Annotated in this window: 26 protein-coding genes; 3 read left to right on the forward strand and 23 right to left on the reverse strand. The window is 58.7% G+C overall.

What is annotated here, in order from left to right; genetic code table 11:
• Positions 1 to 48 precede the first annotated feature (48 nt).
• Positions 49 to 258, forward strand: coding sequence for a hypothetical protein (locus C1N60_RS12240; protein WP_021506388.1), 210 nt, complete (start codon positions 49 to 51; stop codon positions 256 to 258).
• Positions 259 to 444: 186 nt separating this feature from the next.
• On the forward strand, positions 445 to 3,888 hold the full coding sequence (mfd, locus tag C1N60_RS12245) for a transcription-repair coupling factor (protein WP_152391555.1): 3,444 nt from the start codon (positions 445 to 447) through the stop codon (positions 3,886 to 3,888).
• Between the two features lie 121 nt (positions 3,889 to 4,009).
• Here the strand turns inward: mfd and C1N60_RS12250 are convergent, their stop codons facing one another.
• The 22 genes from C1N60_RS12250 to yceD form a co-directional block, all read right to left on the reverse strand.
• A complete protein-coding gene (locus C1N60_RS12250; RefSeq protein WP_031279257.1) occupies positions 4,010 to 4,552 on the reverse strand; it encodes a glycine zipper 2TM domain-containing protein in 543 nt (180 codons plus the stop codon).
• Positions 4,553 to 4,846: 294 nt separating this feature from the next.
• Positions 4,847 to 6,151: an NAD(P)/FAD-dependent oxidoreductase gene (locus C1N60_RS12255; protein WP_031279261.1), complete on the reverse strand. Its 1,305-nt coding sequence runs from the start codon at positions 6,149 to 6,151 to the stop codon at positions 4,847 to 4,849.
• A 212-nt stretch (positions 6,152 to 6,363) separates the two neighbouring features.
• Positions 6,364 to 6,906, reverse strand: a complete 543-nt coding sequence (gene ycfP / locus C1N60_RS12260; protein ID WP_021506392.1) for an alpha/beta hydrolase YcfP — start codon at positions 6,904 to 6,906, stop codon at positions 6,364 to 6,366.
• Positions 6,907 to 6,945: 39 nt separating this feature from the next.
• The gene (nagZ, locus tag C1N60_RS12265; RefSeq protein ID WP_058769636.1) at positions 6,946 to 7,989 is read right to left on the reverse strand and encodes a beta-N-acetylhexosaminidase; all 1,044 of its coding nucleotides are present in this window, start codon (positions 7,987 to 7,989) and stop codon (positions 6,946 to 6,948) included.
• A gap of 15 nt (positions 7,990 to 8,004) precedes the next feature.
• Complete coding sequence (thiK, locus tag C1N60_RS12270) at positions 8,005 to 8,820, reverse strand: thiamine kinase (protein ID WP_058769635.1); 816 nt, start codon at positions 8,818 to 8,820, stop codon at positions 8,005 to 8,007.
• On the reverse strand, positions 8,807 to 9,403 hold the full coding sequence (lpoB, locus tag C1N60_RS12275) for a penicillin-binding protein activator LpoB (protein WP_058769634.1): 597 nt from the start codon (positions 9,401 to 9,403) through the stop codon (positions 8,807 to 8,809). The genes thiK and lpoB overlap by 14 nt, the downstream gene beginning before the upstream one ends.
• A 10-nt stretch (positions 9,404 to 9,413) precedes the next feature.
• The gene (locus C1N60_RS12280; protein WP_021506396.1) at positions 9,414 to 9,779 is read right to left on the reverse strand and encodes a YcfL family protein; all 366 of its coding nucleotides are present in this window, start codon (positions 9,777 to 9,779) and stop codon (positions 9,414 to 9,416) included.
• Between the two features lie 18 nt (positions 9,780 to 9,797).
• Entirely contained in the window at positions 9,798 to 10,148 is a 351-nt protein-coding gene (gene hinT, locus C1N60_RS12285) for a purine nucleoside phosphoramidase (RefSeq protein WP_058769633.1), read from the reverse strand.
• A 333-nt stretch (positions 10,149 to 10,481) separates the two neighbouring features.
• Positions 10,482 to 11,915, reverse strand: a complete 1,434-nt coding sequence (gene ptsG / locus C1N60_RS12290) for a PTS glucose transporter subunit IIBC (RefSeq protein ID WP_058759479.1) — start codon at positions 11,913 to 11,915, stop codon at positions 10,482 to 10,484.
• 286 nt (positions 11,916 to 12,201) lie between these two features.
• On the reverse strand, positions 12,202 to 12,993 hold the full coding sequence (locus C1N60_RS12295) for a metal-dependent hydrolase (RefSeq protein ID WP_394520918.1): 792 nt from the start codon (positions 12,991 to 12,993) through the stop codon (positions 12,202 to 12,204).
• 17 nt (positions 12,994 to 13,010) lie between these two features.
• On the reverse strand, positions 13,011 to 14,000 hold the full coding sequence (gene holB / locus C1N60_RS12300; protein WP_348878781.1) for a DNA polymerase III subunit delta': 990 nt from the start codon (positions 13,998 to 14,000) through the stop codon (positions 13,011 to 13,013).
• The gene (gene tmk / locus C1N60_RS12305) at positions 13,997 to 14,632 is read right to left on the reverse strand and encodes a dTMP kinase (RefSeq protein WP_104092814.1); all 636 of its coding nucleotides are present in this window, start codon (positions 14,630 to 14,632) and stop codon (positions 13,997 to 13,999) included. Before tmk ends, holB begins: the two co-directional genes overlap by 4 nt.
• Positions 14,622 to 15,641 carry an endolytic transglycosylase MltG gene (mltG, locus tag C1N60_RS12310; RefSeq protein WP_058769629.1) on the reverse strand — a complete coding sequence of 340 codons (1,020 nt, stop codon included), beginning with the start codon at positions 15,639 to 15,641 and terminating at the stop codon, positions 14,622 to 14,624. The genes tmk and mltG overlap by 11 nt, the downstream gene beginning before the upstream one ends.
• Positions 15,638 to 16,450 carry an aminodeoxychorismate lyase gene (gene pabC / locus C1N60_RS12315; RefSeq protein ID WP_394520919.1) on the reverse strand — a complete coding sequence of 271 codons (813 nt, stop codon included), beginning with the start codon at positions 16,448 to 16,450 and terminating at the stop codon, positions 15,638 to 15,640. The genes mltG and pabC overlap by 4 nt, the downstream gene beginning before the upstream one ends.
• 123 nt (positions 16,451 to 16,573) lie before the next feature.
• A complete protein-coding gene (gene fabF, locus C1N60_RS12320; RefSeq protein WP_058769628.1) occupies positions 16,574 to 17,815 on the reverse strand; it encodes a beta-ketoacyl-ACP synthase II in 1,242 nt (413 codons plus the stop codon).
• Positions 17,816 to 17,900: 85 nt separating this feature from the next.
• Complete coding sequence (acpP, locus tag C1N60_RS12325) at positions 17,901 to 18,137, reverse strand: acyl carrier protein (RefSeq protein WP_010617251.1); 237 nt, start codon at positions 18,135 to 18,137, stop codon at positions 17,901 to 17,903.
• Positions 18,138 to 18,290: 153 nt separating this feature from the next.
• On the reverse strand, positions 18,291 to 19,025 hold the full coding sequence (gene fabG, locus C1N60_RS12330) for a 3-oxoacyl-ACP reductase FabG (protein ID WP_021506405.1): 735 nt from the start codon (positions 19,023 to 19,025) through the stop codon (positions 18,291 to 18,293).
• Between the two features lie 10 nt (positions 19,026 to 19,035).
• The gene (gene fabD, locus C1N60_RS12335) at positions 19,036 to 19,968 is read right to left on the reverse strand and encodes an ACP S-malonyltransferase (protein WP_058759472.1); all 933 of its coding nucleotides are present in this window, start codon (positions 19,966 to 19,968) and stop codon (positions 19,036 to 19,038) included.
• Between the two features lie 16 nt (positions 19,969 to 19,984).
• Positions 19,985 to 20,938 carry a beta-ketoacyl-ACP synthase III gene (locus C1N60_RS12340; RefSeq protein WP_021506407.1) on the reverse strand — a complete coding sequence of 318 codons (954 nt, stop codon included), beginning with the start codon at positions 20,936 to 20,938 and terminating at the stop codon, positions 19,985 to 19,987.
• Complete coding sequence (gene plsX / locus C1N60_RS12345) at positions 20,939 to 21,979, reverse strand: phosphate acyltransferase PlsX (RefSeq protein ID WP_058759470.1); 1,041 nt, start codon at positions 21,977 to 21,979, stop codon at positions 20,939 to 20,941. It lies immediately after the preceding gene.
• Positions 21,980 to 22,006: 27 nt separating this feature from the next.
• Entirely contained in the window at positions 22,007 to 22,177 is a 171-nt protein-coding gene (gene rpmF, locus C1N60_RS12350; protein ID WP_016192161.1) for a 50S ribosomal protein L32, read from the reverse strand.
• 14 nt (positions 22,178 to 22,191) lie between these two features.
• Positions 22,192 to 22,713, reverse strand: coding sequence for a 23S rRNA accumulation protein YceD (gene yceD, locus C1N60_RS12355; RefSeq protein WP_058759469.1), 522 nt, complete (start codon positions 22,711 to 22,713; stop codon positions 22,192 to 22,194).
• 143 nt (positions 22,714 to 22,856) lie between these two features.
• Here yceD and C1N60_RS12360 point away from each other — a divergent pair, with 143 nt between their 5' ends.
• Positions 22,857 to 23,438, forward strand: coding sequence for a Maf family protein (locus tag C1N60_RS12360; RefSeq protein ID WP_193751874.1), 582 nt, complete (start codon positions 22,857 to 22,859; stop codon positions 23,436 to 23,438).
• Positions 23,439 to 23,448: 10 nt separating this feature from the next.
• Here C1N60_RS12360 and rluC read toward each other — a convergent pair whose 3' ends face one another.
• Complete coding sequence (rluC, locus tag C1N60_RS12365; RefSeq protein WP_021506411.1) at positions 23,449 to 24,408, reverse strand: 23S rRNA pseudouridine(955/2504/2580) synthase RluC; 960 nt, start codon at positions 24,406 to 24,408, stop codon at positions 23,449 to 23,451.
• Between the last annotated feature and the right edge of the window lie 500 nt (positions 24,409 to 24,908).

Here is a 24,908-nt window from a genome sequence, read left to right on the forward strand (position 1 = left end):
CAGTACCGGTTTTCGCATCACAGTAAGCGCAGTACGGAGGTTCTTACCATGAGCAGGTTTCCTAAGGGCAGTATCGTTAAACATAAATCTGGCGAGATCAAAGGCGAAGTGGTCAATGTCTTTGAGCAGGGAGACGCGCTAACCGGTTATTATGTGAAGTGGGACGATGGCAACAACAGCTACCATGTCGAGCGCGAGCTGTCATGGGCCAATGTGGATCGTCCTCGCATGCACTACACACAGCAATCCAGTAAATAACGTGACGCGGCCAGGTCGCCATCAATGACGACCTGGCGACCGGCCATACTGGCGTCCCTTCAGGGTGCCGCTGATGTAAGGTGCGCATTCATGCACCCTGACATAAACTCAGAAAGGAGAGATGATCCTCACGGCGGAATGTGGAATGATGACGCCCTGGAAACTGAGGAGAGAATGTCGGACCTTATGTCGGAACAGCGTCGTTATACCCTGCCTGCTAAAGCAGGCGACCATCGTCAGCTCGGTCAGCTGGTCGGCGCCGCGCAGGCGGTTGAGTGTGCCAGCATCACCGAACGCCACCACGGTCCGGTGCTGATGATTACCCCGGATATGCAATCGGCCCTGCGACTGCAGGAGGAGATCAGACAGTTTACCGATCTGCCGGTCACCAATCTTGCTGACTGGGAAACGCTGCCCTACGACAGCTTCTCGCCCCATCAGGACATTATCTCCGCCCGTCTCTCCACCCTGTACCAGCTGCCCACCCTGACGCGCGGCATGCTGATTCTGCCGGTTAACACGCTGATGCAGCGCGTTTGCCCGCACAGCTTCCTGCACGGCCATGCGCTGGTGATGCAGCAGGGCCAGAAGCTGTCGCGCGATGCGCTGCGCGACCAGCTGGAGCAGGCCGGTTATCGCCATGTCGATCAGGTGATGGAGCATGGCGAGTACGCGACGCGCGGCGCGTTGCTCGACCTGTTCCCGATGGGCAGCGATCAGCCTTACCGCATCGATTTCTTTGATGATGAGATCGACAGCCTGCGCCTGTTTGACGTCGATTCACAGCGCACGCTGGAGGCGGTGAGCGCCATTAACCTGCTGCCGGCGCATGAATTTCCCACTGACAAAGCGGCCATTGAGCTGTTCCGCAGCCGCTGGCGTGAAACCTTCGACGTGCGGCGCGAACCTGAGCACGTCTATCAGCAGGTGAGCAAAGGCACGCTGCCGGCCGGGATTGAGTACTGGCAGCCGCTGTTTTTCGAGCAGGAACTGCCTACCCTGTTTAGCTATCTGCCCGCCAGCACGCTGGTGCTGAACAGCGGCGATCTGCACGCCAGCGCTGAACGTTTCTGGCAGGATGCTAACGCACGCTATGAAAATCGCCGCATCGATCCTATGCGCCCGCTGCTGGAGCCGGCCACGCTGTGGCTGCGCCCGGATGCGCTGCTCAGCGAGCTGAAAAACTGGCCACGCATGCAGCTCAGCGCTGAAACGCTGCCGGAGAAAGCCGCGAACAGTAATCTGGGCTATCAGCCATTGCCGGAGCTGACGGTGCAGGCGCAGGCCAAAGCGCCGCTCGATCTGCTGCGTCAGTTCCTCGAACAGTTTACCGGTCAGGTGATTTTCTCGGTAGAAAGCGAAGGTCGCCGTGAGAGCCTGCAGGAGCTGCTGTCCCGCATCAAACTGCGCCCGCAGCCGATCGATCACTTCGAGCAGGCCGATGAGCAGCCGTACAGCCTGATGATTGGCGCCAGCGAGCGCGGTTTTATCGACACCCAGCGCCAGCGCGCGCTGATTTGCGAAAGCGATCTGCTCGGCGAGCGCGTCAGCCGGCGGCGTCAGGACAATCGCCGCACCATCAATCCGGATGTACTGATTCGTAACCTCGCCGAGCTGCACCCGGGCCAGCCGGTGGTGCATCTTGAACACGGTGTGGGGCGCTACATCGGCCTGACCACGCTGGAAGCCGGCGGTATCGTGGCCGAGTATCTGATGCTCTCCTATGCCGGCGATGCCAAACTTTACGTTCCGGTGTCATCGTTGCATCTGATCAGCCGTTACGCCGGCGGCGCCGATGAAAATGCGCCGCTGCACAAACTGGGCAGCGATGCCTGGTCACGCGCGCGCCAGAAAGCGGCGGAGAAAGTGCGCGACGTGGCCGCTGAGCTGCTGGATATCTATGCCCAGCGCGCGGCCAAGGCCGGCTTTGCCTTTAAGCACGACCGCGAGCAGTATCAGCTGTTCTGCGAAGGTTTCCCGTTTGAAACCACGCCGGATCAGGCGCAGGCAATTAACGCCGTGCTCAGCGATATGTGCCAGCCGCTGGCCATGGACCGCCTGGTGTGCGGCGATGTTGGCTTTGGTAAAACCGAAGTGGCGATGCGCGCTGCCTTCCTTGCGGTGGAGAACGGCAAACAGGTGGCGGTGCTGGTGCCAACCACCCTGCTGGCGCAGCAGCATTACGATAACTTCCGCGACCGCTTCGCCAACTGGCCGGTGCGCATTGAAATGCTGTCGCGCTTCCGCAGCGCCAAAGAGCAGGCGCAGGTGCTGGAACAGGCCAGCGAGGGCAAAATTGATATTCTGATCGGCACCCACAAGCTGCTGATGAGCGATTTGAAGTGGCGCGATCTCGGTTTGCTGATCGTCGATGAAGAGCACCGTTTCGGCGTGCGTCACAAAGAGCGCATTAAAGCGATGCGCGCTGACGTCGATATTCTGACGCTCACCGCAACGCCGATTCCGCGTACTCTGAACATGGCGATGAGCGGCATGCGCGATCTGTCGATTATCGCCACGCCACCGGCGCGCCGTCTGGCGGTGAAAACCTTCGTGCGCGAGTATGACAGCCTGGTGGTGCGCGAAGCGATCCTGCGTGAAGTGCTGCGCGGCGGCCAGGTTTACTATCTCTACAACGACGTCGAAAACATCGAGAAAGCGGCACAGCGGCTGGCCGAGCTGGTGCCGGAAGCGCGCATCGCCATCGGCCACGGTCAGATGCGTGAGCGCGATCTGGAACGGGTGATGAACGATTTCCACCACCAGCGTTTCAACGTGCTGGTGTGCACCACCATCATCGAAACCGGGATCGATGTGCCGAGCGCCAATACCATCATCATTGAGCGCGCCGACCATTTCGGTCTGGCGCAGCTGCATCAGCTGCGTGGCCGCGTTGGCCGTTCACATCATCAGGCCTATGCCTGGCTGCTGACGCCGCACCCGAAAGCGATGACCACCGATGCCCAGAAGCGACTGGAAGCGATTGCCTCGCTGGAGGATCTGGGCGCTGGCTTTGCGCTGGCGACGCACGATCTGGAGATTCGCGGTGCCGGTGAACTGCTGGGTGAAGATCAGAGCGGTCAGATGGAGACCATTGGTTTCACGCTCTACATGGAGCTGCTGGAAAACGCGGTGGATGCGCTGAAGGCCGGACGTGAACCGTCGCTGGAAGATCTCACCAGCAATCAGACCGAGATTGAGCTGCGCATGCCTGCCCTGTTGCCGGATGATTTTATTCCGGACGTCAATACGCGCCTGTCGCTGTATAAACGCATCGCCAGTGCGGCCGATGAACAGGAGCTGGCTGAGCTGAAAATTGAGATGATTGACCGCTTCGGCAAGCTGCCCGATGCCGCGCGTAACCTGCTGGACATCGCCGCGCTGCGCCTGGTGGCGCGCCAGCTGGGACTGCGTAAAATTGAAGCCAGCGAAAAAGGCGGCTTCTTTGAATTCGCACCGCAGAATCAGGTCGATCCCGGCTGGCTGATCGGCCTGCTGCAGAAAGATGCAAAGCAGTGGAAGCTGGATGGTCCGACGCGGCTGAAATTCACCCGCGATCTCAGCGAACGGAAAACACGCATGGAATGGGTGCAGAATTTCGTCGCCGAGCTGGCGAAGAACCGGGTTTGAGCCCCCTGCCGCAGCAGCGCCATCTGACGCGCTGTTGCGTACGGTGCACGTCGCCTGAGCATAAAAAAAGCGCCTTGCGGCGCTTTTTTCGTTACTGCTGCTGTGATGTAGCTTTGCCCAATCAGGCCTGATTCGAGTTGAGGATCAGCTGACCATTACGGTCGAGCGGGATGCGGGTGCCAGGGTCATTCTCCATGCGGATTTTGCCCTGCTGGTCGCCTATTTTATAGGTCACGTCATAACCCAGCATTTTTTCCTGTTTATCGTACACGGTTTTGCAGCGCTGCTCGCTGGTGGTGTAAGTGTCACGATCCTGCAGCGCACCCTGCACCTGGTTACCGCCATAACCGCCTGCCAGCGCACCGGCTACGGTCGCGATATCCCGGCCGCGGCCACCGCCGAACTGGTGACCAATCACACCACCGGCCACGGCACCCAGTACGGAACCGGCGATGCGGTTCTCATCCTGCACCGGACGACGGTGCGTGAGGGTAACGTTGCGGCACTCCTGACGCGGTTGCTTAATGCTCTCTTTGATTGGCGTTGCCGAAAGCACCTGAGCATACTGCGGGCCACGATCAAACACATCCATGCTGGCGACGGCGGCCACGCCCAACGCTGCTGCTACGCCGATTCCAATACCCGCTAACATTGATTTATTCACAGGAATGTCCTCCTGAAGTTGTTACCGCGCATTCCTGCCGCAACCCGATCCCGGGTTACCGAGGCATAACCGGCGTGCGCGCCGCGCCGTGTTCGTTGGCATAAGTTTTACAGATGGTCCGAAAATGCAACATCAGATTAATGGAGGAAACGCAGCGGAAAGCCAGCAGGACCAGCTTTTAGGAGAGTTCTGAGCGGCAGTGTCATTGCGCCGTAACCTGGCGCTGATTGAACGGCAATCAGCCGGTTACGGCAGCCGGGCACGCAGCGGGCGGGGGTGACCGCCCGCCAGCGATCAGTGCAGTTTGAGACGCGGACGCAGCACGCGGTTGAGGCTGCCGACCAGCATCATCAGACCGGTCTTGAAGTATCCATGGAGCGCAATCTGGTGCATACGGTACAAGGAGATGTAGACAAAACGCGCAATACGCCCTTCAACCATCATCGAACCGCGCATCAGGTTCCCCATCAGGCTGCCAACGGTACTGAAGCGGGACAGCGACACCAGCGAGCCGTGATCTTTATACACGTAGGCTTTGAGCGGCTTGCCTTTGCGCTGGGCGAGAATGTTTTCCAGCGCACGCGACGCCATCTGGTGCGCCGACTGCGCGCGCGGCGGCACGAATCCGCCGCCCGGCAGTGCGCAGGAGGCGCAGTCGCCGATGGCGTAAATATCGTCGTCCAGCGTAGTCTGCAGCGTCTCTTTGACCACCAGCTGATTAATGCGGTTGGTCTCCAGCCCGCCAATCTCTTTCATGAAGTCTGGCGCTTTAATACCGGCCGCCCACACCATCAGATCGGCTTCGATGAATTCGCCCCCTTTGGTATTCAGACCGTTGGCTGCTGCGCTGGTGACCATGGTTTGCGTCAGTACGCGCACGCCAAGCTTGCTCAGCTCCTGATGCGCCGCTGCGGAGATGCGCGGTGGCAGCGCAGGCAGAATACGCTCGCCAGCTTCCACCAGCGTGACGTTGAGCGCGCTGCTGTCGAGACCTTTATAGCCGTAGCTGTGCAGCTGTTTCACTGCGTTATACAGTTCTGCCGACAGCTCGACGCCGGTCGCACCGCCGCCGACAATGGCGATATTGACTTTCTGCAGCTGCCCTTCGCTGGCAGAGAAGCGCAGGAACAGGTTGAGCATCTCGTTGTGGAACCGACGCGCCTGATGCGGGTTGTCGAGGAAGATGCAGTGATCTTTCACGCCTGGCGTGCCGAAATCGTTCGAGGTGCTGCCCAGCGCCATCACCAGACGGTCATACGCCAGTTCGCGCTGCGGTACCAGCAGCCCACCCTCCGCGTCGCGGATCTCAGCCAGTTCAATGGTTTTAGTGTCGCGATTAATTTGCGTCAGCGAACCCAGCTGGAACTGGAAACCGTGGTTGCGCGCATGCGCCAGATAGCTGAGCGCATCAATACCTTCATCCATCGAACCGGTCGCCACTTCATGCAGCAGCGGTTTCCACAGATGGCTGTGGTTACGATCGACCAGGATGATCTCCGCCTTTTTTTTGCGGCCGAGTTTATGGCCGAGCTGCGTTGCCAGCTCCAGCCCTCCGGCACCGCCACCGACGATGACGATTTTTTCCATACTTGTAGTCAATGAAGACCCCCTCAAAGTTGTAAACCAAAAGTTAATTAATGGTTATATAAAACCTTAATAAACATAGGGTTGGCGACATTTAATCGCGAGCTGAGGGCAGAATAGCACGGCATAATCATCCGGACATAAGAAAATTGATGTACATCAATCTTTGCACTGCATTATCAGAATGTTACACGTTTTGTGCGCCGCATCACACGGCGCAGCAGCACTCAGGCAAGGGTTTTGAACGCTTTGATGCGTTGCAGATGCGGGGCAATATTTTTGAATTTGTGGCTGGCCTCCTCGTCCCACACGATCTCGTAGTACGGGTGCAATGCGGCCGCGCTGCGCTGATTATCCAGCGCTTCATCGTGACGTGACAAAATGGTCAGGCAGCGGTCGCGGTTCTTTTCACGGAAGTTGCTGACGCATTTGGTGGCGATATCAAGATACTCTTCCGGCCGGTCGATCTTGCCTTCCATGTTTTCATCAGGAAACAGGTTGGGATTGAATATCGCCTGGCGCATGCCGCAAAGGAAGCCGATGCGTTCTGCCCAGTAGCCGCCCAGGCCGACGCCACAAATCAACGGATGCGCATCGCTGCCCTGCTGGAGCAGTTTGTCGCACTCTTTCAGCAGAAACTGCATATCGTGTTTCGGATGGCGGGTGCTGTAGCTAATAAGTCTGACGTCCGGGTCAATAAACTGCAGCTGCAGCACCTTTTCATGGTTGCCCGGACTGTTGGAATCAAAACCGTGCAGATAGATGATCATGATTATCCTCAGCGTGGAGTGAGATCCGGGCAGTGGCGATTATCTGCCCGACGCTTTGTGCGCCAGCCAGCGATCCTGCAGGTCACTGAGCTGGCGGTGATTTTGCCGCCAGCGCTCGCTGGCCTGCAAACTCTGACGGTCAAAACGTCCCTGATGGTATAACTGCGTGACGCGCGTCGCCTGGATCGGCGTCAAATTATCCAGCACGCTCACCGCGCCAGCACGCTGATTGCACACCAGGATCATATCGCAGCCGGCATTCAGCGACTGCTGAGCCCGTTCCGCGTAGCTGCCCATCACCGCCGCGCCCTCCATCGACAGATCGTCTGAGAAGATCACCCCGTTGAAGCCCAGCTCCTGCCGCAGCACCGTTTGCAGCCAGTAAGGCGAACCACTGGCCGGCAGCGGGTCCACTTCAGTATAGATAACATGCGCGGGCATCACCGCATCCAGCAGCTGCTCATCAATCAGCTGCTGGAAGATTGCCATGTCGTGCTGGCGCAGCGTGGCCGTATCGCGCGTGTCGCGCGGCGTCTCTTTGTGCGAATCCGCGCTGACCGCGCCGTGGCCCGGGAAGTGCTTGCCGGTGGTTTTCATGCCGGCTTCGTGCATGCCGTGGATAAACTGGCGCGCCATCTGCAGCGCAATCACCGGATCGGCGTGGAAAGCGCGATCGCCGATGGCCGCGCTGATGTGGCCGATATCCAGCACCGGCGCAAAGCTGATATCGATATCCATGGCGATCATTTCCGCTGCCATTTGCCAGCCGGCCTGATGCGCCAGCTCGCCGGCGCGCGCCATGTCATGCAGCGCGGCGAAGGATTGCATCGCCGGCAGCTGAGTAAAACCGTCGCGGAAGCGCTGCACGCGTCCGCCTTCCTGATCGACCGCCACCAGCAGCCGGTTGCGCGACGCCGCGCGAATCTGGCGCACCAGCTCCGCCAGCTGCGCAACATCATGGAAGTTGCGGGCGAACAGGATCAGTCCGCCTGTCAGCGGATGTTGCAGAATTTCGCGCTCTTCGGCGTCCAGCTCGTAGCCTTCGACGTCCAGCATCAGCGGTCCGGGCGTTGTCATCGTCATGTTTCGGTTCCTGAATTAAAGATCCTGCCAGCTGGACTGCGCCAGCCGTTGCAATGTTTGATCGTGGCTCTGCTCGGCGCGCAGCTGATACCAGCTGGCCATCAGCAGCTGCAGCCACGGCTGCCAGCGCCGGCTTTGACGCCGCAGCGCCGTTGCCGACAGCCGCGCCTCGGCGGCATAGTCGGTGATCCAGTGATCGTGTTGTACACCATCCACCGCGCCGACAGCGGCCAGCTCCAGCGCCACGTCGCCATCCGCAGCATATTCCCAGTCAATTAAACGCAGGCCATCCGGGGTGGCAATCAGATTGCCAGGGTGGACGTCCATGTGCAGCGGTGCCAGCCGCAGCGGCGACGGTTCGCCGCGCTGCAGCAACTGGTTTAAGCGCCGCTGCCAGCGCCAGTGCCGTTGCTGACATAGCTGCCAGTAGCGCTGCAGCAACGGCGCCAGCCGTAAGCGATAACCGGTCAGCGGCTGGTGATGCAGGCGCAGCAGCAGCGTCAGCACCGCTGCGCGCTGCGCGCTGAACTGATCCGGCGACAGCACCTCGCCCGGCAGCCAGCGCTGCAGCAGCCACGGCGCCTGCCACGTCAGCGGCTGCGGCGCCAGCGCCGTAGTACGCAACTGACGCAGGATGCGGTATTCGCGCTGACGATCGACAAACGGGATGGGCTGCGACGGCGTCCGGCGCGCCAGCAGATCGCCCTGCTCGCTGCGTACCTGCACGCTGTTACCGCTCAGTCCCGGCAGCGCGAAAAAATGACCGGCAGCTTGCGCCGTCGGCCATTGTTGCTGAACCAGATGCTGCAGCCGGGGATCAGGGTTGTGCAACGCCGTTGCCCGACCAGATGATTTCGCCGGTCTGCACCAGCATCAGCTGCATTTGCAGCGCAGGGGCTTTCACATCGCCCTGCGCGTTGCTGTACAGCACATACTGCGCGTTGACGATGCGCGCCAGGCCAATCGCTTTGCTGCGCGAGTTGAGGCTATCCTCTGGCGACAGGCCGAGCGTTTGCTTCGCCTGATTAAGCTGATCGTTTGAGACCAGGCTGAACTTGCCGTTATTGGCCAGCGCGTTCTCAATCGCTGCCGTGGCTTTTTCCGTTTGCAGCGAGCCGTTGGTGCTGTTTTTGATGCGATCCACCAGCAGCACGCTGCCCGGATTGACGCCCGCCGACTGCACCATATTGGCGACTAACGGCTGGACGCTGGCGTTCCAGTTGATGGTTTTCAGCTTCGGCGGCTGCGGCACAGTTTGCGGCGGCGGCACCGGCTGCGCGGGCGGTTGCTCTGGCTGGGTTGGCGCGGTCGGCTGCGTCGGTTCAACCGGCGCCGGGGTTTGTTGTTTCACCACACAACCGGTGAGCATCAGCGCAAACAGTAGCGCGCCGGAACGTTGTACACTGCGAATCACAGGTTACTCCTCAAAGATAAAGATAGAGACGCACCTTGCTGGCGGTCGGGTTACCCATTTGCGAGGCCACTTCTACGCTGCCGTGCGCCGGTACGGTTTGAGTCTGCGCCGGCTCCTGCGGCTCAATCTCCAGCCCTTTGTCATCGTACCAGTAGAAACGATAGTGCACGGTGACCGGGGTTTCACGCAGATTTTGCAGCACGCTGGCGGCGCGCTGCTGGCCGTCGCGGCTGGTCAGCGCGGGTTCATCGGTGATGATGCCCGCCGACAGTACGGCAGACTCCATCACCAGCGACTGGGAGGTGTTGATCATCGGCTTATCGCTGCTGCAGCCCACCAGGGTCAGCAACAGCAAGCCGCTCAGCCATTGACGCATCACAAGGTCCGCCTGAGGTTAGATGGCCAGCATCGGGCCCAGCGGCTGTCCGCCGACCAGGTGCATATGAATGTGGTAAACCTCCTGCCCACCGTGACGGTTGCAGTTGATGATCAGGCGATAGCCATCCTCGGCGATGCCTTCATCACGGGCAATTTTTGCGGCAACGGTGACCATGCGGCCCAGCGCCTGCTCATGCGCCGCCTGCACATCGTTGGCGGTCGGAATCAGTACATTGGGGACAATCAGAATATGGGTAGGCGCTTTGGGCGCGATATCGCGGAAGGCGGTGACCAGTTCGTCCTGATAAACCACGTCGGCGGGAATTTCGCGACGAATGATTTTACTGAAAATGGTTTCTTCAGCCATGGTGCAGTTCCTTAAGCCTGAGTTCAGTCAGGCAGTATGCGTGAGGAATTCCGTTTCTTTCAACCTCAGGACTACTTTTCTTCATTAAATGGCTGCCTTTGCATCACTTTTTCACGCTGGCGCGGCACGGCGGGTGGTGTCTGGCGGCAGTAAAATAAAAAACCCCTCGGATGAGGGGTTTTGTCGCACCGAAGTTGCAGTGCGGTGAAGCGGCGGCAGAGGAGTAAAGCGTCCCGCGACAGGGATGTCGCGGGCCGAGCCCCAGGGATGGTGTTGGCGTCTTTACGATCTGACGCCGCTTCACCGCACCGGCCCGGCCTGCCGTCATGTCACTTACATACTGCGGATATAGTCATCCATCTCGGTTTTCAGGTTATCGGACTTGGTGCCGAAAATCGCCTGCACACCGGAACCCGCCACCACAACACCACGCGCGCCGAGGTTTTTCAGTTCAGCCTGATCCACCTTCGCTACGTCCGCCACGCTGACGCGCAGACGGGTAATACAGGCATCAAGGTTAGTGATGTTCTCTTTGCCACCGAACGCCGTGACCAGCTTGCCCGCCATTTCACTGCCGGTCGCGCTGCTCTGCTCAATCGCCGTATCTTCACGACCCGGGGTTTTCAGATTCAGTTTTGCGATCAGCACGCGGAACACGGTGTAGTAAACCAGACCGTAGATGATACCGACAATCGGGAACAGCCAGATTTTGCTGCTGTTGCCGCTCAGCACGATGAAGTCGATCAGACCGTGTGAGAAGCTGGTGCCATCACGCATGCCCAGCAGAATACAGATTGGGAACGCCAGGCCCGCCAGGATAGCGTGGATCACGTACAGGATCGGTGCCACGAACATGAACGAGAACTCGATCGGCTCGGTGATACCGGTCAGGAACGAGGTCAGCGCAGCGGAGATCATGATACCGCCCACTTTGGCGCGGTTTTCAGGTTTAGCAGAATGCCAGATGGCGATAGCCGCAGCCGGCAGACCGTACATCTTGAACAGGAAGCCGCCAGACAATTTACCGGCAGTCGGGTCACCCGCCATGTAGCGCGGAATGTCACCGTGGAAGACCTGACCAGCCGCGTTGGTGAATTCACCAATCTGCATCTGGAAAGGAACGTTCCAGATGTGATGCAGACCAAACGGCACCAGCGCACGCTCAACCACACCGTAAATACCGAACGCCACCACCGGGTTCTGATAGGCCGCCCACTGGGAGAAGTCCTGAATCGCGGTACCAATAGGTGGCCAGATGAAGGACAGCACCACACCGGTGAAAATCGCGGTCAGACCGGAAATGATCGGCACAAAGCGCTTACCGGCGAAGAAGCCGAGGTATTCCGGCAGCTTGATACGGTAGAAGCGGTTGAACATGTAGGCCGCAATCGAACCGGCAATAATGCCGCCCAGCACCCCGGTATCGGCGAGGTGTTTGGCTTCGATCTCGGCCGCCGGCAGATGCAGCACCAGCGGCGCGACCACAGCCAGGGTTTTCACCATAATGCCGTAAGCGACCACGGCGGCCAGCGCCGACACGCCGTCGTTATTGGTAAAGCCCAGTGCCACACCAATCGCAAAGATCAGCGGCATGTTAGCAAACACTGATCCACCCGCTTCGGCCATCACGTGGGAAACCACTTCCGGCAGCCAGCTGAAGTTAGCAGAACCAACACCTAACAAAATACCGGCAATCGGCAGAACCGATACCGGCAACATCAGCGATTTACCTACCTTTTGCAGGTTCGCAAATGCGTTCTTGAACATAGAAGCTCCTGAGTATGAGTGCATTTTTTAGCGCAGTGCGCATGGCAAAGGGGGAGGATCCTTAGCCGGGGTGACGCTGAGCGTCTTTTGATTTATTACGAAGGGTAAAATAAATGACGACACGTTACTTTGACGGCTATCACGTTTCACCAAACACAGCGCTGAAATTTCAGTCATTTCTTACTGACTTGCTGCTATAAACAGCAATAAATCACTGCCTGCGCCGCGAAATACGCAGCGCAGATGAGTGATTTCAGATTAATTACAGAGTTTGAAATAAAGCGCGTTAGCCGCCGAGTCGGCTCATCGGCACCTTAAACAGGCGGGAGAAGTTTTCCGTGGTGGCGGCCGCCAGGGTCGCAAGATCGACGCCCTTCACCACGGCCATATACTCAGCCACGTCGCGGGTGAAGGCAGGCTGGTTTTCTTTGCCGCGATGCGGTACCGGGGCCAGATAGGGTGAATCGGTTTCAACCAGAATGCGATCCAGCGGTACATAGCGCGCTGCTTCGCGGATCTGTTCAGCGTTGCGGAAGGTCACAATGCCGGAGAAGGAGATGTAGAACCCAAGATCCAGCAGCTGCGCCGCCGTCTCTTTGTCTTCGGTGAAACAGTGCAGCACGCCGCCGCACAGCTCTACCTGCTCTTCACGCAGAATGGCCAGCGTGTCTTCTCGCGCATCGCGGGTGTGCACAATAATCGGCTTATTCAGCGCAATGCCGGTGCGGATGTGCTCACGGAACGAGGCCTGCTGCTGGGCTTTGGTCTCCTGCTGGTAAAAATAATCCAGCCCGGTTTCGCCCAGTGCAATCACCTGCTCTTCCGCCGCCAGACGGCGAAACTCTTCCACGTCATACGGCGTTTCCTGATTGAGCGGATGCACGCCGCAGGCCAGCGCGATGTTGTCACGTTCGCCGACCAGCTGCTTGATTTTGTAGTAATCCGGCAGCGTGGTGGCAATCGCCAGCATGAATTTCACATCCCGCGCCGCCGCTTTGGCAAGCACGTCATCCAGATCGCGGTGCTGGGTTTCATAATCAAGGCCATCAAGATGGCAGTGCGAATCAACAATAAACATAGATTTCTCTTTTACCCTTAGCTAACCGTCGCGGGAGACAGCAAACGTCCCCAGGCAAGCAGACGGTCGGTCAGAATCAGTTCACGATTAAGCGCCGCCACATGCAGCAGCTGCTCGCGACACTGCAGCCACTGCTGCACGCTGGCATTCAGCGCGCTGCTGCTGAACTGCTGCGCCAGCTGCGTCACCACGTCCGGGTGATCGCCATTACTCAGCCAGTTGCTGGCGCCCTGCTGCACCTTCATCGCATCCACCAGCAGCGAAAGCAGCCAGCCGAGGCGAACCGCCACATCGTCGCTGTTGAGCGCCGGCAACAGCTGCAGAATATCGCCGCTCAGTGCGCTGTTCAGGCTGTCGCACAGCGTTTGCCGTGCCTGCCAGCGGTCCGGCTGTAACAAGGCCAGCGCCGCAGCAGGTGCACCGTTGCTCAGACGCAGCGCCGCGCGCAGAATCGCTTCCGGCTGCGGCTGCTGTTTCTGCAGCCATTGCAGGCTGTGCGTCTCTTCCGGCGGCGACAGATGCCACGTCATACAGCGGCTGCGCAGCGTGGCCAGCAGTCGCGACGGCTCGCGCACGCTGAGGAAAAACCAGCAGTTAGCGGGCGGCTCTTCCAGCGTTTTCAGGAGCGCGTTGGCGGCGGCTTCGGTCAGTTGCGTCGCATCCGGCAGCCAGACAATTTTCGCGCCACCCTGCTGGGCAAAATGGTACAGCTTCTCACTGACGTCGCGAACCGCATCAATGCCGAGCGAGGCTTTTCCCTTTTCCGCTTCCAGCCGATACCAGTCCGGATGGGTGTGCGCCTGCATCAGCTGGCAGCCGTGACACTGGCCGCAGCTTTTCAGTCCCTGCGGCTGCTGACACATCAGCCAGCGGCTGACGCCCCACACCAGCGCATCGTCGCCCATGCCGTCGATGGCCTGAATCAGCAGCGCGTGATGTGCCTGTCCACTCTGATGGCGGGCAATGATCTGTCGGTACGGCTGGTTCAGCCACGGATACCAGTTCATGCCGCCTGACCTGCCAGCCACTGACGCAGCACAGCTTTAAGTGACGCTGTCACATTCTCAATCGGCTGTGTCGCATCGATGGTTTTGATGGTTGGATCGGCAGCGGCCAGCGCCTGGTAGCGTTCGCGCGTGCGGGTAAAAAAGTTCAGCGACTCCTGCTCAATGCGATCCAGTTCGCCGCGCGCCCGGGCACGCTGCAGGCCAATCTCCGGCGTGACGTCGAGATAGAGCGTCAGGTCGGGACGAAAATCGCCCAGCACCGCATCGCGCAGCGTGGTCATCAGCTGGGTGTCGAGTCCGCGACCACCGCCCTGATACGCCTGCGACGAAAGATCGTGACGGTCGCCCACCACCCAGGCACCGCGCGCCAGCGCCGGTTTGATGACGTTTTCTACCAGCTGCACCCGCGCGGCATACAGCATCAGCAGCTCGGCTTTATCACTCACCTGTTCGCCATCAATGCCCTGTTTCACCAGCACGCGCAGCTGTTCGGCCAAAGGCGTGCCGCCCGGCTCACGGGTAAAGACCACGTCTTCAATGCCCTGCTCATGCAGGACCGCAACCACCGCCTCACGCGCGGTGGTTTTGCCGGCGCCTTCCAGCCCTTCGATGACGATAAACTTACTTTTCATTTTTTTCCTTCATCGCCAGCCGGTAAACCTGCACGGCTTTATTATGACTGGCCAGATTGGTGGTAAAGGTGTGACCGCCTTTGCCATCCGCGACGAAATAGAGGTAATTGGTCTTCTCCGGATGGGCCGCCGCTTCCAGCGAGGCGCGCCCCGGCATGGCAATCGGTCCCGGCGGCAGACCGCTGATGGTATAGGTATTGTACGCGGTCGGCGTCTCAAGATCCTTGCGCGTCAGCGTACCGGTATAGCTGTCGCCCATGCCGTAGATCACCGTGGGATCGGTCTGCAGTTTCATACCGGTGCGCAGGCGATTGATGAATACCGAGGCAACGCGCGCGCGCTCTTCACTGACGCCGGTCTCTTTTTCGATAATCGACGCCATGGTGACCATCTGCTGCGGTGTTTTATACGGCAGACTGGCCATCCGCCCCTGCCAGATCTCATCCACCAGCTTGTTCATGCGCGTGTGCGCCCGCTCCAGCAGTGCCACATCGCTGGTGTTGGCAGTATACAGATAGGTATCCGGATAGAAACCGCCTTCCAGCTGGCTGACATCAAGCTTAAGCGCGGCCGCAACGCTGGCAAATTCATCATCCGGCAGCGTGTGTTTAAGGTATGGCGCTTTACGCAGCTCAGCCAGCCACTCTTTCAGCCGGGAACCCTCGACAAAGCGCAGCGGAAATTGCGCCTCTTTGCCGCTGGCCAGCAATTGCAGTAGCTGGCGCACCGTCATGCCGGTCTCAAGGCGATACGTCCCGGCTTTGAAGTTAGCCAGATCGGGCTCCAGCTTCAGCAACGGGCCAAACCAGATGCTTTGCGGAATGATGTGCTGGCTCTCCAGCTGCGCTTCCAGCACCACGCGACCGCTGCCGGCCGGCAGGGTATACAGGGTTTCCTGGTGAATGGTTAATGGCGTCGCGGCAAAGCGTTTAATCTGCCAGTAGCTCAATGCGGCAGCCAGGCCAGCGATGACTACGGCGCCGGCAACTATTTTTTTCATTCGGGTCATGATGCTTCCATCGTCTGGCAACTGGCGAGCAGTTGCTGGTACAGCGTGCGTGCGGAAAAGGTGACGTCGTCAATTTGCCGCACGGGTAATACTGGCATCAGCGCGTTACAGATCACCACTTCATCGGCGCTTAACACCGCCGACCGGCTGGCCTCTACCTGCTGGCAGTCGTGACCGGCCTGGGCCAGCTGCGCCAGCAAATAACGACGCATGATGCCATCAACGCCGGCCTGCGCGAGGCGCGGCGTGAAAATGGCCTCACCGCTGCGCCAGAATAAATTGGCCGCACAGCATTCCACTACCGTCCCGGCGGTGTCAAGCACCAGCGCTTCGTCAGCGTCGCACGCGTCCAGCTGCTGGCGAATCAGCACCTGCTCCAGCCGGTTGAGGTGTTTGATGCCGGCCAGTAGCGGGTTCTGCGCCAGCCGCACCGGGCTGGTCACCAGCCGCGCGCCCTGCTGCTGCAGCGTGGCGTAGTGCTGTGGCCAGGGTGCGAGCGCGATGATACGCGTGGGGTGCGTGCAGCCGGCGCGACTGTAGCCGCGTCCGCCCGCGCCGGGCGTCAGGATCACTTTGAGCACCGCTTCGCGCTGGCCCGCCGCCGCGCGGCGCATCTCTTCCGCCAGTAAGGCGCGATCCGGCGCGGCCATCAGCAAACGCTGGCAGCCGTCCTGCAGACGCTGCAGATGCGCCTCCAGCAGCTGGATACGGCCCTCTCTGACTGCCGCCGTGGTGAAACAGCCGTCACCAAACTGCACCGCGCGGTCGCGGGCAGAAAGGGTGTCCTGTGCCACTCCGTTAATCCACATGCGCTTCTCCTCTGCCGCTGGCGTCAGCGTTGAATAGCACTGTGGCGCGTAACATTCCACGCCACTGCGTGACAAAATATAAAAAAGGCCCGCATTGCGGGCCTCTGTTCGGCTGGATAGCGCTTAAACCTTGCGGAAGATCAGCGAGCCGTTGGTGCCGCCGAAACCGAAGGAGTTACACAGCGTGTACTCCAGTCCGCTGACCTGCCGCGCCGTGTGCGGCACGAAATCCAGATCGCAACCTTCGTCAGGATTGTCGAGGTTGATGGTCGGCGGAACCGCCTGGTCGCGCAGCGCCAGAATCGAATAAATCGCTTCTACCGCGCCCGCTGCACCCAGCAGGTGACCGGTCATCGATTTGGTCGAGCTGACCATTACGCTGTGCGCGGCCGCACCAAACACCGACTTCACCGCCTGCGCTTCGGCTTTGTCACCGGCCGGCGTTGAGGTGCCGTGCGCGTTAACATAGCCAATCTGCGCCGGGTCCAGCTGCGCATCACGCAGCGCGTTGACCATCGCTGCGGCTGCACCTGAACCGTCTTCCGGTGGAGATGTCATGTGGTAAGCGTCGCTGCTCATGCCGAAACCGACGATTTCCGCATAAATCTTCGCACCGCGTTTCTTCGCGTGTTCGTACTCTTCCAGTACCACAATACCGGCACCGTCGCCCAGCACGAAACCGTCACGATCTTTATCCCACGGACGGCTTGCCGCCTGCGGATTGTCGTTACGGGTAGAGAGCGCACGCGCCGCGCCGAAACCGCCCACGCCCAGTGGCGTACTGGCTTTTTCAGCACCGCCGGCCAGCATCACATCCGCGTCGTTGTACGCGATGATACGGGCAGCGTGACCAATATTGTGCACGCCAGACGTACAGGCGGTCGCAATCGAGATGCTCGGGCCTTTCAGGCCGTACATAATGGTCAGGTGGCCAGCGACCATGTTAACGATGGTTGAAGGCACAAAGAATGGGCTGATTTTGCGCGGACCGCCATTGACCAGCGAGGTATGGTTATCTTCGATCAAACCCAGACCGCCGATGCCGGAACCGATAGCCGCACCGATGCGTCCGGCATTCTCGTCGGTTACGACCAGACCGGAGTCCGCCATAGCCTGAATACCGGCCACAATGCCGTACTGGATGAAGTCATCCATCTTGCGTTGATCTTTGCGCGAGATGTATTCATCGCAGTTAAAATCTTTCACCAGACCCGCAAAACGCGTTGCGTAGGCACTGGTATCAAAATGGTCGATCAGGTTAATGCCGCTCTGACCGGCAAGGAGAGCACGCCAGGTAGACTCTACGGTATTGCCGACAGGAGACAACATGCCAAGACCGGTCACAACTACACGACGCTTAGACACGTTCGTCCTCCAGGGAGGGAAATAATGACGCTATGTGGGGCAAACATAAAACTCAGGCGGTCGAATGACCGCCTGAAGATATTCATTAACCTTTATGGTTATTGATATAGTCGATCGCTGCCTGAACGGTAGTGATTTTCTCAGCTTCTTCGTCTGGAATTTCAGTATCAAACTCTTCTTCCAGAGCCATTACCAGCTCAACGGTGTCAAGAGAATCTGCACCCAGGTCTTCAACGAAAGAAGCGCCGTTAACCACTTCGTCTTCTTTAACGCCCAGCTGCTCAGCTACGATTTTCTTAACGCGTTGTTCGATATCGCTCATACTATTTAATTTCCTATCAAAACTCGCTTTCGCGATGGTTTTCGTAGTGTATAAAATGTTGAAAAAGATGCAACAAAATCCCGGCTGGTCGAACCACGATTTTGCGTTATTCTGCGGTGTTTACCGCAGATAATGCAAATGATTTCGTGATTATCAGACCATGTACATGCCGCCATTGACGTGCAGCGTCTCACCCGTGATGTAGGCGGCTTCGTCAGAGGCTAAGAATGCAACAGCATTGGCAATCTCCTGCGGGTCGCCTAAACGACCTGCCGGCACTTCTGCCAGAATGCCCGAGCGCTGATCTTCGTTCAGTGCACGCGTCATGTCCGTCTCAATAAAGCCCGGAGCCACGACGTTTACGGTAATGCCACGTGACGCAACTTCTCGCGCCAGTGATTTGCTAAAGCCAATCAAACCTGCTTTTGCTGCCGCATAGTTTGCCTGACCCGCGTTACCCATGGTTCCAACTACCGAACCGATGGTAATGATACGGCCCACGCGCTTTTTCATCATGGCACGCATGACCGCCTTCGACAGGCGGAACACCGATGTCAGGTTGGTATCGAGGATATCCGCCCACTCATCGTCTTTCATGCGCATCAGCAGATTGTCACGCGTAATGCCTGCATTATTGACCAAAATGTCAACTTCGCCAAATTCGGCGCGAACTTTCTCGAGCACGCTCTCAATAGAGGCCGCATCGGTCACGTTCAGCAGCAGACCTTTGCCCTTGTCGCCGAGGTAAGCACTGATGGCTTCCGCGCCGCTTTCGCTGGTGGCAGTACCCACCACTTTTGCACCGCGTGCCGCCAGCGTTTCCGCGATGGCACGTCCGATACCGCGGCTGGCGCCGGTCACCAGCGCTACTTTACCTTCAAAGCTCATGATTTTCCTCTTATTCCTGGCCAAGCGCCGCAGCCAGTGACGACGGATCGTTCACCGCTGCAGCCGTCAGGCTGTCCACAATTCGTTTGGTCAGGCCGGTCAGCACTTTACCCGGACCGATTTCCAGCAGTTCAGTCACGCCCTGTGCAGCAATAAACTCAACCGCCTCAGTCCAGCGCACCGGGCTGTACAGCTGACGCACCAGCGCGCTGCGAATCGCCGCGGCGTCGCTTTCGCACTTAACGTCAACGTTATTGACCACCGGTACCGACGGCGCATTGAAGGTCACGCTTTCCAGCGCCACCGCCAGCTTATCCGCCGCAGGTTTCATCAGCGCGCAGTGTGACGGCACGCTGACCGGCAGCGGCAGCGCGCGCTTGGCACCGGCCGCTTTACAGGCGGCACCAGCACGTTCAACCGCTTCTTTATTGCCGGCGATAACCACCTGACCCGGCGAGTTGAAGTTGACCGGCGAAACCACCTGGCCCTGCGCGCTCTCTTCACAGGCTTTGCGAATTGCCGCGTCGTCGAGACCGATAATCGCCTGCATCGCACCGGTGCCTTCCGGCACCGCTTCCTGCATAAGTTTGCCGCGCAGTTCAACCAGCTTGATGGCGTCAGCAAAATTCAGCACGCCCGCACACACCAGCGCAGAGTATTCACCGAGGCTGTGTCCGGCCATCAGCGCAGGCTGTGCGCCATTTTTGCTCTGCCAGACGCGATAAATCGCGACTGAGGCTGCCAGCAGTGCCGGCTGGGTCTGCCAGGTTTTGTTCAGCTCTTCAGCCGGGCCCTGCTGGACCAGCTGCCATAAGTCGTAACCCAGCGCGTCAGAAGCTTCACGGAAAGTGGCTTCAACCTGTGGATTTTCCGCTGCCAGATCGGCCAGCATGCCGACGGTCTGCGATCCCTGTCCCGGGAAAACAAAAGCAATTTGCGTCATCTTGCGTTCCTGTCAATCAAAAGCGAACCAGCGCCGAGCCCCAGGTGAAACCGCCACCAAAGGCCTCGAGCAAAATCAGGTGTCCGGGCTTGATGCGGCCATCACGTACCGCTTCGTCCAGCGCGCTTGGCACCGACGCTGCCGAGGTGTTGCCGTGTCGATCCAGCGTCACCACCACTTTATCCATGCCCATGCCGAGCTTTTTGGCGGTGGCGCTGATGATGCGCAGGTTGGCCTGATGCGGCACCAGCCAGTCAAGCTGTTCACGATCGAGATTATTCGCCTGCAGCGTTTCATCGACGATATGCGCCAGCTCAGTGACCGCGACCTTAAACACTTCGTTGCCGGCCATGGTGAGGTAAGCCGGCTCATCCTGATGCGCGCGATCCTGGTACGGCAGCGTCAGCAGCTTACCGTAGCGGCCATCGGCATGCAGATGCGTGGAGAGGATGCCCGCTTCTTCGCTTGCGCCGAGCACCACGGCACCCGCGCCATCACCAAACAGGATGATGGTGCCGCGATCGTCAGGATCGAGGGTGCGAGCCAGCACATCCGCGCCGATCACCAGCGCGTGCTTCACCGCACCGTTTTTGATGTATTGATCGGCCACGCTCAGTGCATAGGTAAAGCCGGCACAGGCGGCTGCGAGATCGAAGGCGGCGCAGTCGTTGATTTCCAGCATCTGCTGAATCATGCACGCTGAGCTCGGGAAGGCGTGGCTGGAAGAAGTAGTTGCCACGATGATCAGGCCAACGTCGCTGGCAGCTACGCCCGCCATTTCCAGCGCACGCTGGGCCGCGGTGAAGCCCATGCTGGCCACCGTTTCATCCGGTGCCGCAATGCGACGTTCACGAATACCGGTCCGGGTGACAATCCACTCGTCCGAAGTCTCCACCATTTTTTCCAAGTCCGCGTTGCTGCGAACCTGCTCAGGCAAATAGCTGCCCGTACCGATAATTTTGGTAAACATCTACGCTTTGTCACTCCTGGCTAATACAGCGTCAAGGCGCGCGGCAATTCTCTCGGGAACTTGCTTGCGCACCGCCTGCTCTGCCTGTTCTATCGCCACGGCAAACGCGCGTTGATTCGCCGCGCCGTGGCTCTTGATCACTGTCCCGCGCAATCCTAACAGACAAGCGCCATTGTACTGGTCGGGGTTGAGATGACCGAAACGTTTAGCCAGACGCTTTTGGATCCAGCGTCCCAGCCATTTCAGCCACCAGGCCCGTTTTTTTCCTTCACCTGACGATTTGAGCAGAGAAAGAAACATTCTTACCACGCCTTCCATGGTCTTCAACGTGACATTACCCACGAAGCCATCACAGACCAGCACATCCGTCTTGCCGGTGAGGAGATCGTTCCCCTCAAGGTAACCAATATAGTTGATCTGCGGCGAGGCCCGCAGCACCGCCGATGCGGCGCGAATCGTCTCCAGCCCCTTCGTCTCTTCCTGACCGATGTTGAGCAGCGCGACGCGCGGCTGGCTGATTTCCAGCACTTCTTCCGCCATCACCGCACCCATCACTGCAAACTGCACCAGCATTTCACTGTCGGAATCGACGTTAGCGCCCAGATCCAGCACCACCGTCTTGCCGTGCTGCTGATGCGGCAGCACGGTCATCAACGCCGGACGCTCAATGCCATCCAGCGGCTTCAGTAATAATTTTGCCAGGCCCATCAGCGCACCGGTATTGCCGGCACTGACGCACGCCTGCGCTTTCCCCTCTTTCACCAGCTCTAACGCCACGCGCATGGAGCTGCCGCGGCTGTTACGAATCGCCTGCGAGGGTTTGGCATCACTTGCAATAACCGATTCGGCAGGGATTACCTGCACACGCCCCAGTAACGAGGAATCCGCTTTGGCAAGAAATGACGAGATGATGTCGGGATCGCCGACCAGAAGAAGAACCAGCTGCGAATGAGAGGCCAGTGCCTGCAAGGCTGCAGGCACTGTCACGCAGGGACCGAAGTCCCCGCCCATGGCATCAACTGCCAGGGTCAAACGTGTCAAGGTATCGCCTTGCGTAACCGCAAAGAATTACTTGGTGATAACCTTGCGACCGCGGTAGTAACCATCCGCAGTGATATGGTGACGCAGATGAGTTTCACCAGAAACTTTATCTACTGACAGAGTGGTAGTGGTCAGCGCATCGTGCGAACGACGCATACCACGCTTAGAACGGGTTGGTTTATTCTGTTGTACGGCCATGGACCTTACTCCTATTACTTACGCTTTAAACTGGCTAATACGGCAAATGGGTTTGGTTTTTCCGCCTCTTCAGGCAGCTGGCCAAAGACCATGTCCGCGTCGGACACTTCACAGTGTTCAGAATCATGCACCGGAACGACCGGCAGCGCGAGGATGAGTTCATCTTCGATCACCGCCAGCAGGTCGATTTCACCGAAATCGTTGACATCGACCGGCTCGTAGGCTTCCGGCAGTGCCTCGGCCTGCTCATCAGAAGAGACAGGACTGAAGCAATAGCTTACGTGCACAGCATGCGGGAACGGTTGGTTGCAGCGTTGACATAACAACGTTACCTGCACATCGGCTGTTCCTTGCAGAACCGCGAGGCGCTGGTTGTCAACCGCAAACGACATGGCACATTCCACATCACTGTCCACACTCACGACCGTTTCGGCCAGGCGCGCCACCAATTCAGGTGCGTAAACACCGTGATAATCCAGGCGTTTTTGCGCGGCGCGGACCGGATCGAGCGTCAGGGGTAATTTTACCTTTTGCATAGGGCGCGCATATTAACTTTGTAACGTCATAGAGTCAAAGAAAAAGGCCGGTTTACAGCATCTTTCACCCGTTAGTCGCATCCAGTGCGGCGCATAGTTTAAAATGCCTGTCATCTTTACGCTATCACTTCTGCAAAAAAATGATGACACCGCTGGTTTTAGCCTCAACCTCTCCGTTCCGTCAGGCGCTGCTGCGCAAGCTCGGCCTGCCGTTTATCACTGCCGCCCCTGAAAGCGATGAAACGCCGCTGCCGGGAGAAGCCGCGCCGCAGCTGGTGCAGCGGCTGGCCATCGCCAAAGCGCAGGCGCTGGCCGCGCGCTATCCTGCGCACTGGATCATTGGGTCCGATCAGGTCTGTGTACTGGACGGCCGCATCGCCGGCAAGCCGCATACCGCAGAGAACGCCTGCCAGCAGCTGGCGCTGGCGAGCGGTAAAGCCATTACCTTTTATACCGGCCTGGCGCTGATTCACCCCGCCAGCGCGCAGCAGCATGTGCTGTGTGAACCCTTTACCGTGCATTTTCGGCAACTGAGCACGGCTGAGATCGCGCGCTACGTCGAGCTGGAGCAGCCGCTGCAGTGCGCCGGCAGTTTCAAAAGTGAGGGACTGGGGATTTGTCTGTTTGAACGGCTGGAGGGGCGCGATCCCAATAGCCTGATTGGCTTACCGCTGATCGCGCTGAATGGCCTGCTAAGGCAGGCGGGCATCAATCCGCTGGGCTGATGCCACGCTGTCAGGCTTTTTTCTGCTGGCGCAGCTGGGACAGGCAGTGCTTCAGAGCCTTATCCAGCGGCGCTTCCATACGCAGGCTTTCGCCGGTGTTGGGATGGGTAAACGTCAGCGCGGCAGCATGCAGGAACAGCCGCGCCAGACCGGTTGGTGCCAGCTGGCGATCGAATTCGCGATCGCCATAGCGATCGTCAAAAGCAATCGGGTGCCCGCCATGCAGGGTATGCACGCGAATCTGATGCGTACGTCCGGTCACCGGACTGGCTTTAACTAATGTCGCCAGGCCAAAACGTTCTTCAACTTTAAAGCGCGTTTCTGACGGCTTGCCCTCGGCGCTGACCCGCACCACGCGCTCGCCGCTTTGCAGAATGTTTTTCAGCAGCGGTGCCTGCACCACTTTCAGGTGCGATGGCCAGTCGCCGCGCACCAGCGCCAGATAATCCTTCTGCATGCCCTTCTCACGCAGCTGCTCGTGCAGCGAACGCAGCGCCGAGCGCTTCTTCGCCACCAGCAAAATGCCGGACGTGTCACGATCGAGACGGTGCACCAGTTCAAGGAAACGCGCCTCCGGGCGCAGCGCGCGCAGCCCTTCAATCACGCCGAAGCTCAGCCCGCTGCCGCCGTGCACCGCGGTGCCGGACGGTTTGTTCAGCACCAGCAGATAATCGTCTTCATACAGAATGCACGACTCCAGCGCCGCTACTTTATCCAGTTTGGGCGACACTGCCTGCTCTTCACGCTCGGCCACGCGCACCGGCGGCACGCGCACTTCGTCGCCGTCTTCCAGCTTATATTCAGGTTTTACGCGCTTCTTATTCACCCGCACCTCGCCTTTACGCAGGATGCGGTAAATCATGCTTTTCGGCACCCCTTTCAGCTGGGTGCGCAAAAAGTTATCAATACGTTGACCGGCATTTTCAGCCGTGATGGCGACAAACTGTACGCCGGGATTCTCTGTTTTCATGGCGGCGATTCTAAATAGTGTCCCCGGATAGCGCCACCCCTTTTTCTGTGCTTAACTCTGACTTTATCGCCGCGTTACGCGGCCAGAATGCTGGCTTTTTCAACGATGCGATGATTACCCCTGCAAATGAACAGGTTAAGGATGAACAAACTTCACAGCTCGGTAAAAGTCGCCTTGCTATAAGTTGCTAAGCAATGGAATAATGCAGAGGTTTCTGTCCTGGAAAGAGTCAGGCAGGAAAAAGAGCGAAATTAAGGTATTTTGCCGGATGAAACGGACACGCAGCAATGGCGTAAGACGTGATGTTTAATCAGGCACTTAGCGGGCTGCGGGTTGCGGCCTGGACGACAGACTGGGATGTGTGGATTTTTGAATACTCTGTAGCACTTCCACCTTCAGGCGCTGGTTTTCCTTATGAAAAACAGGCCACCGACAAGATTTGCGCCCCTTTAGCCGCCGACAACCGTGAGGTTGACGTCAGTGCATGCAGACACGGGGCC

The sequence above is a fragment of the Pantoea sp. SGAir0184 genome (assembly GCF_043544755.1).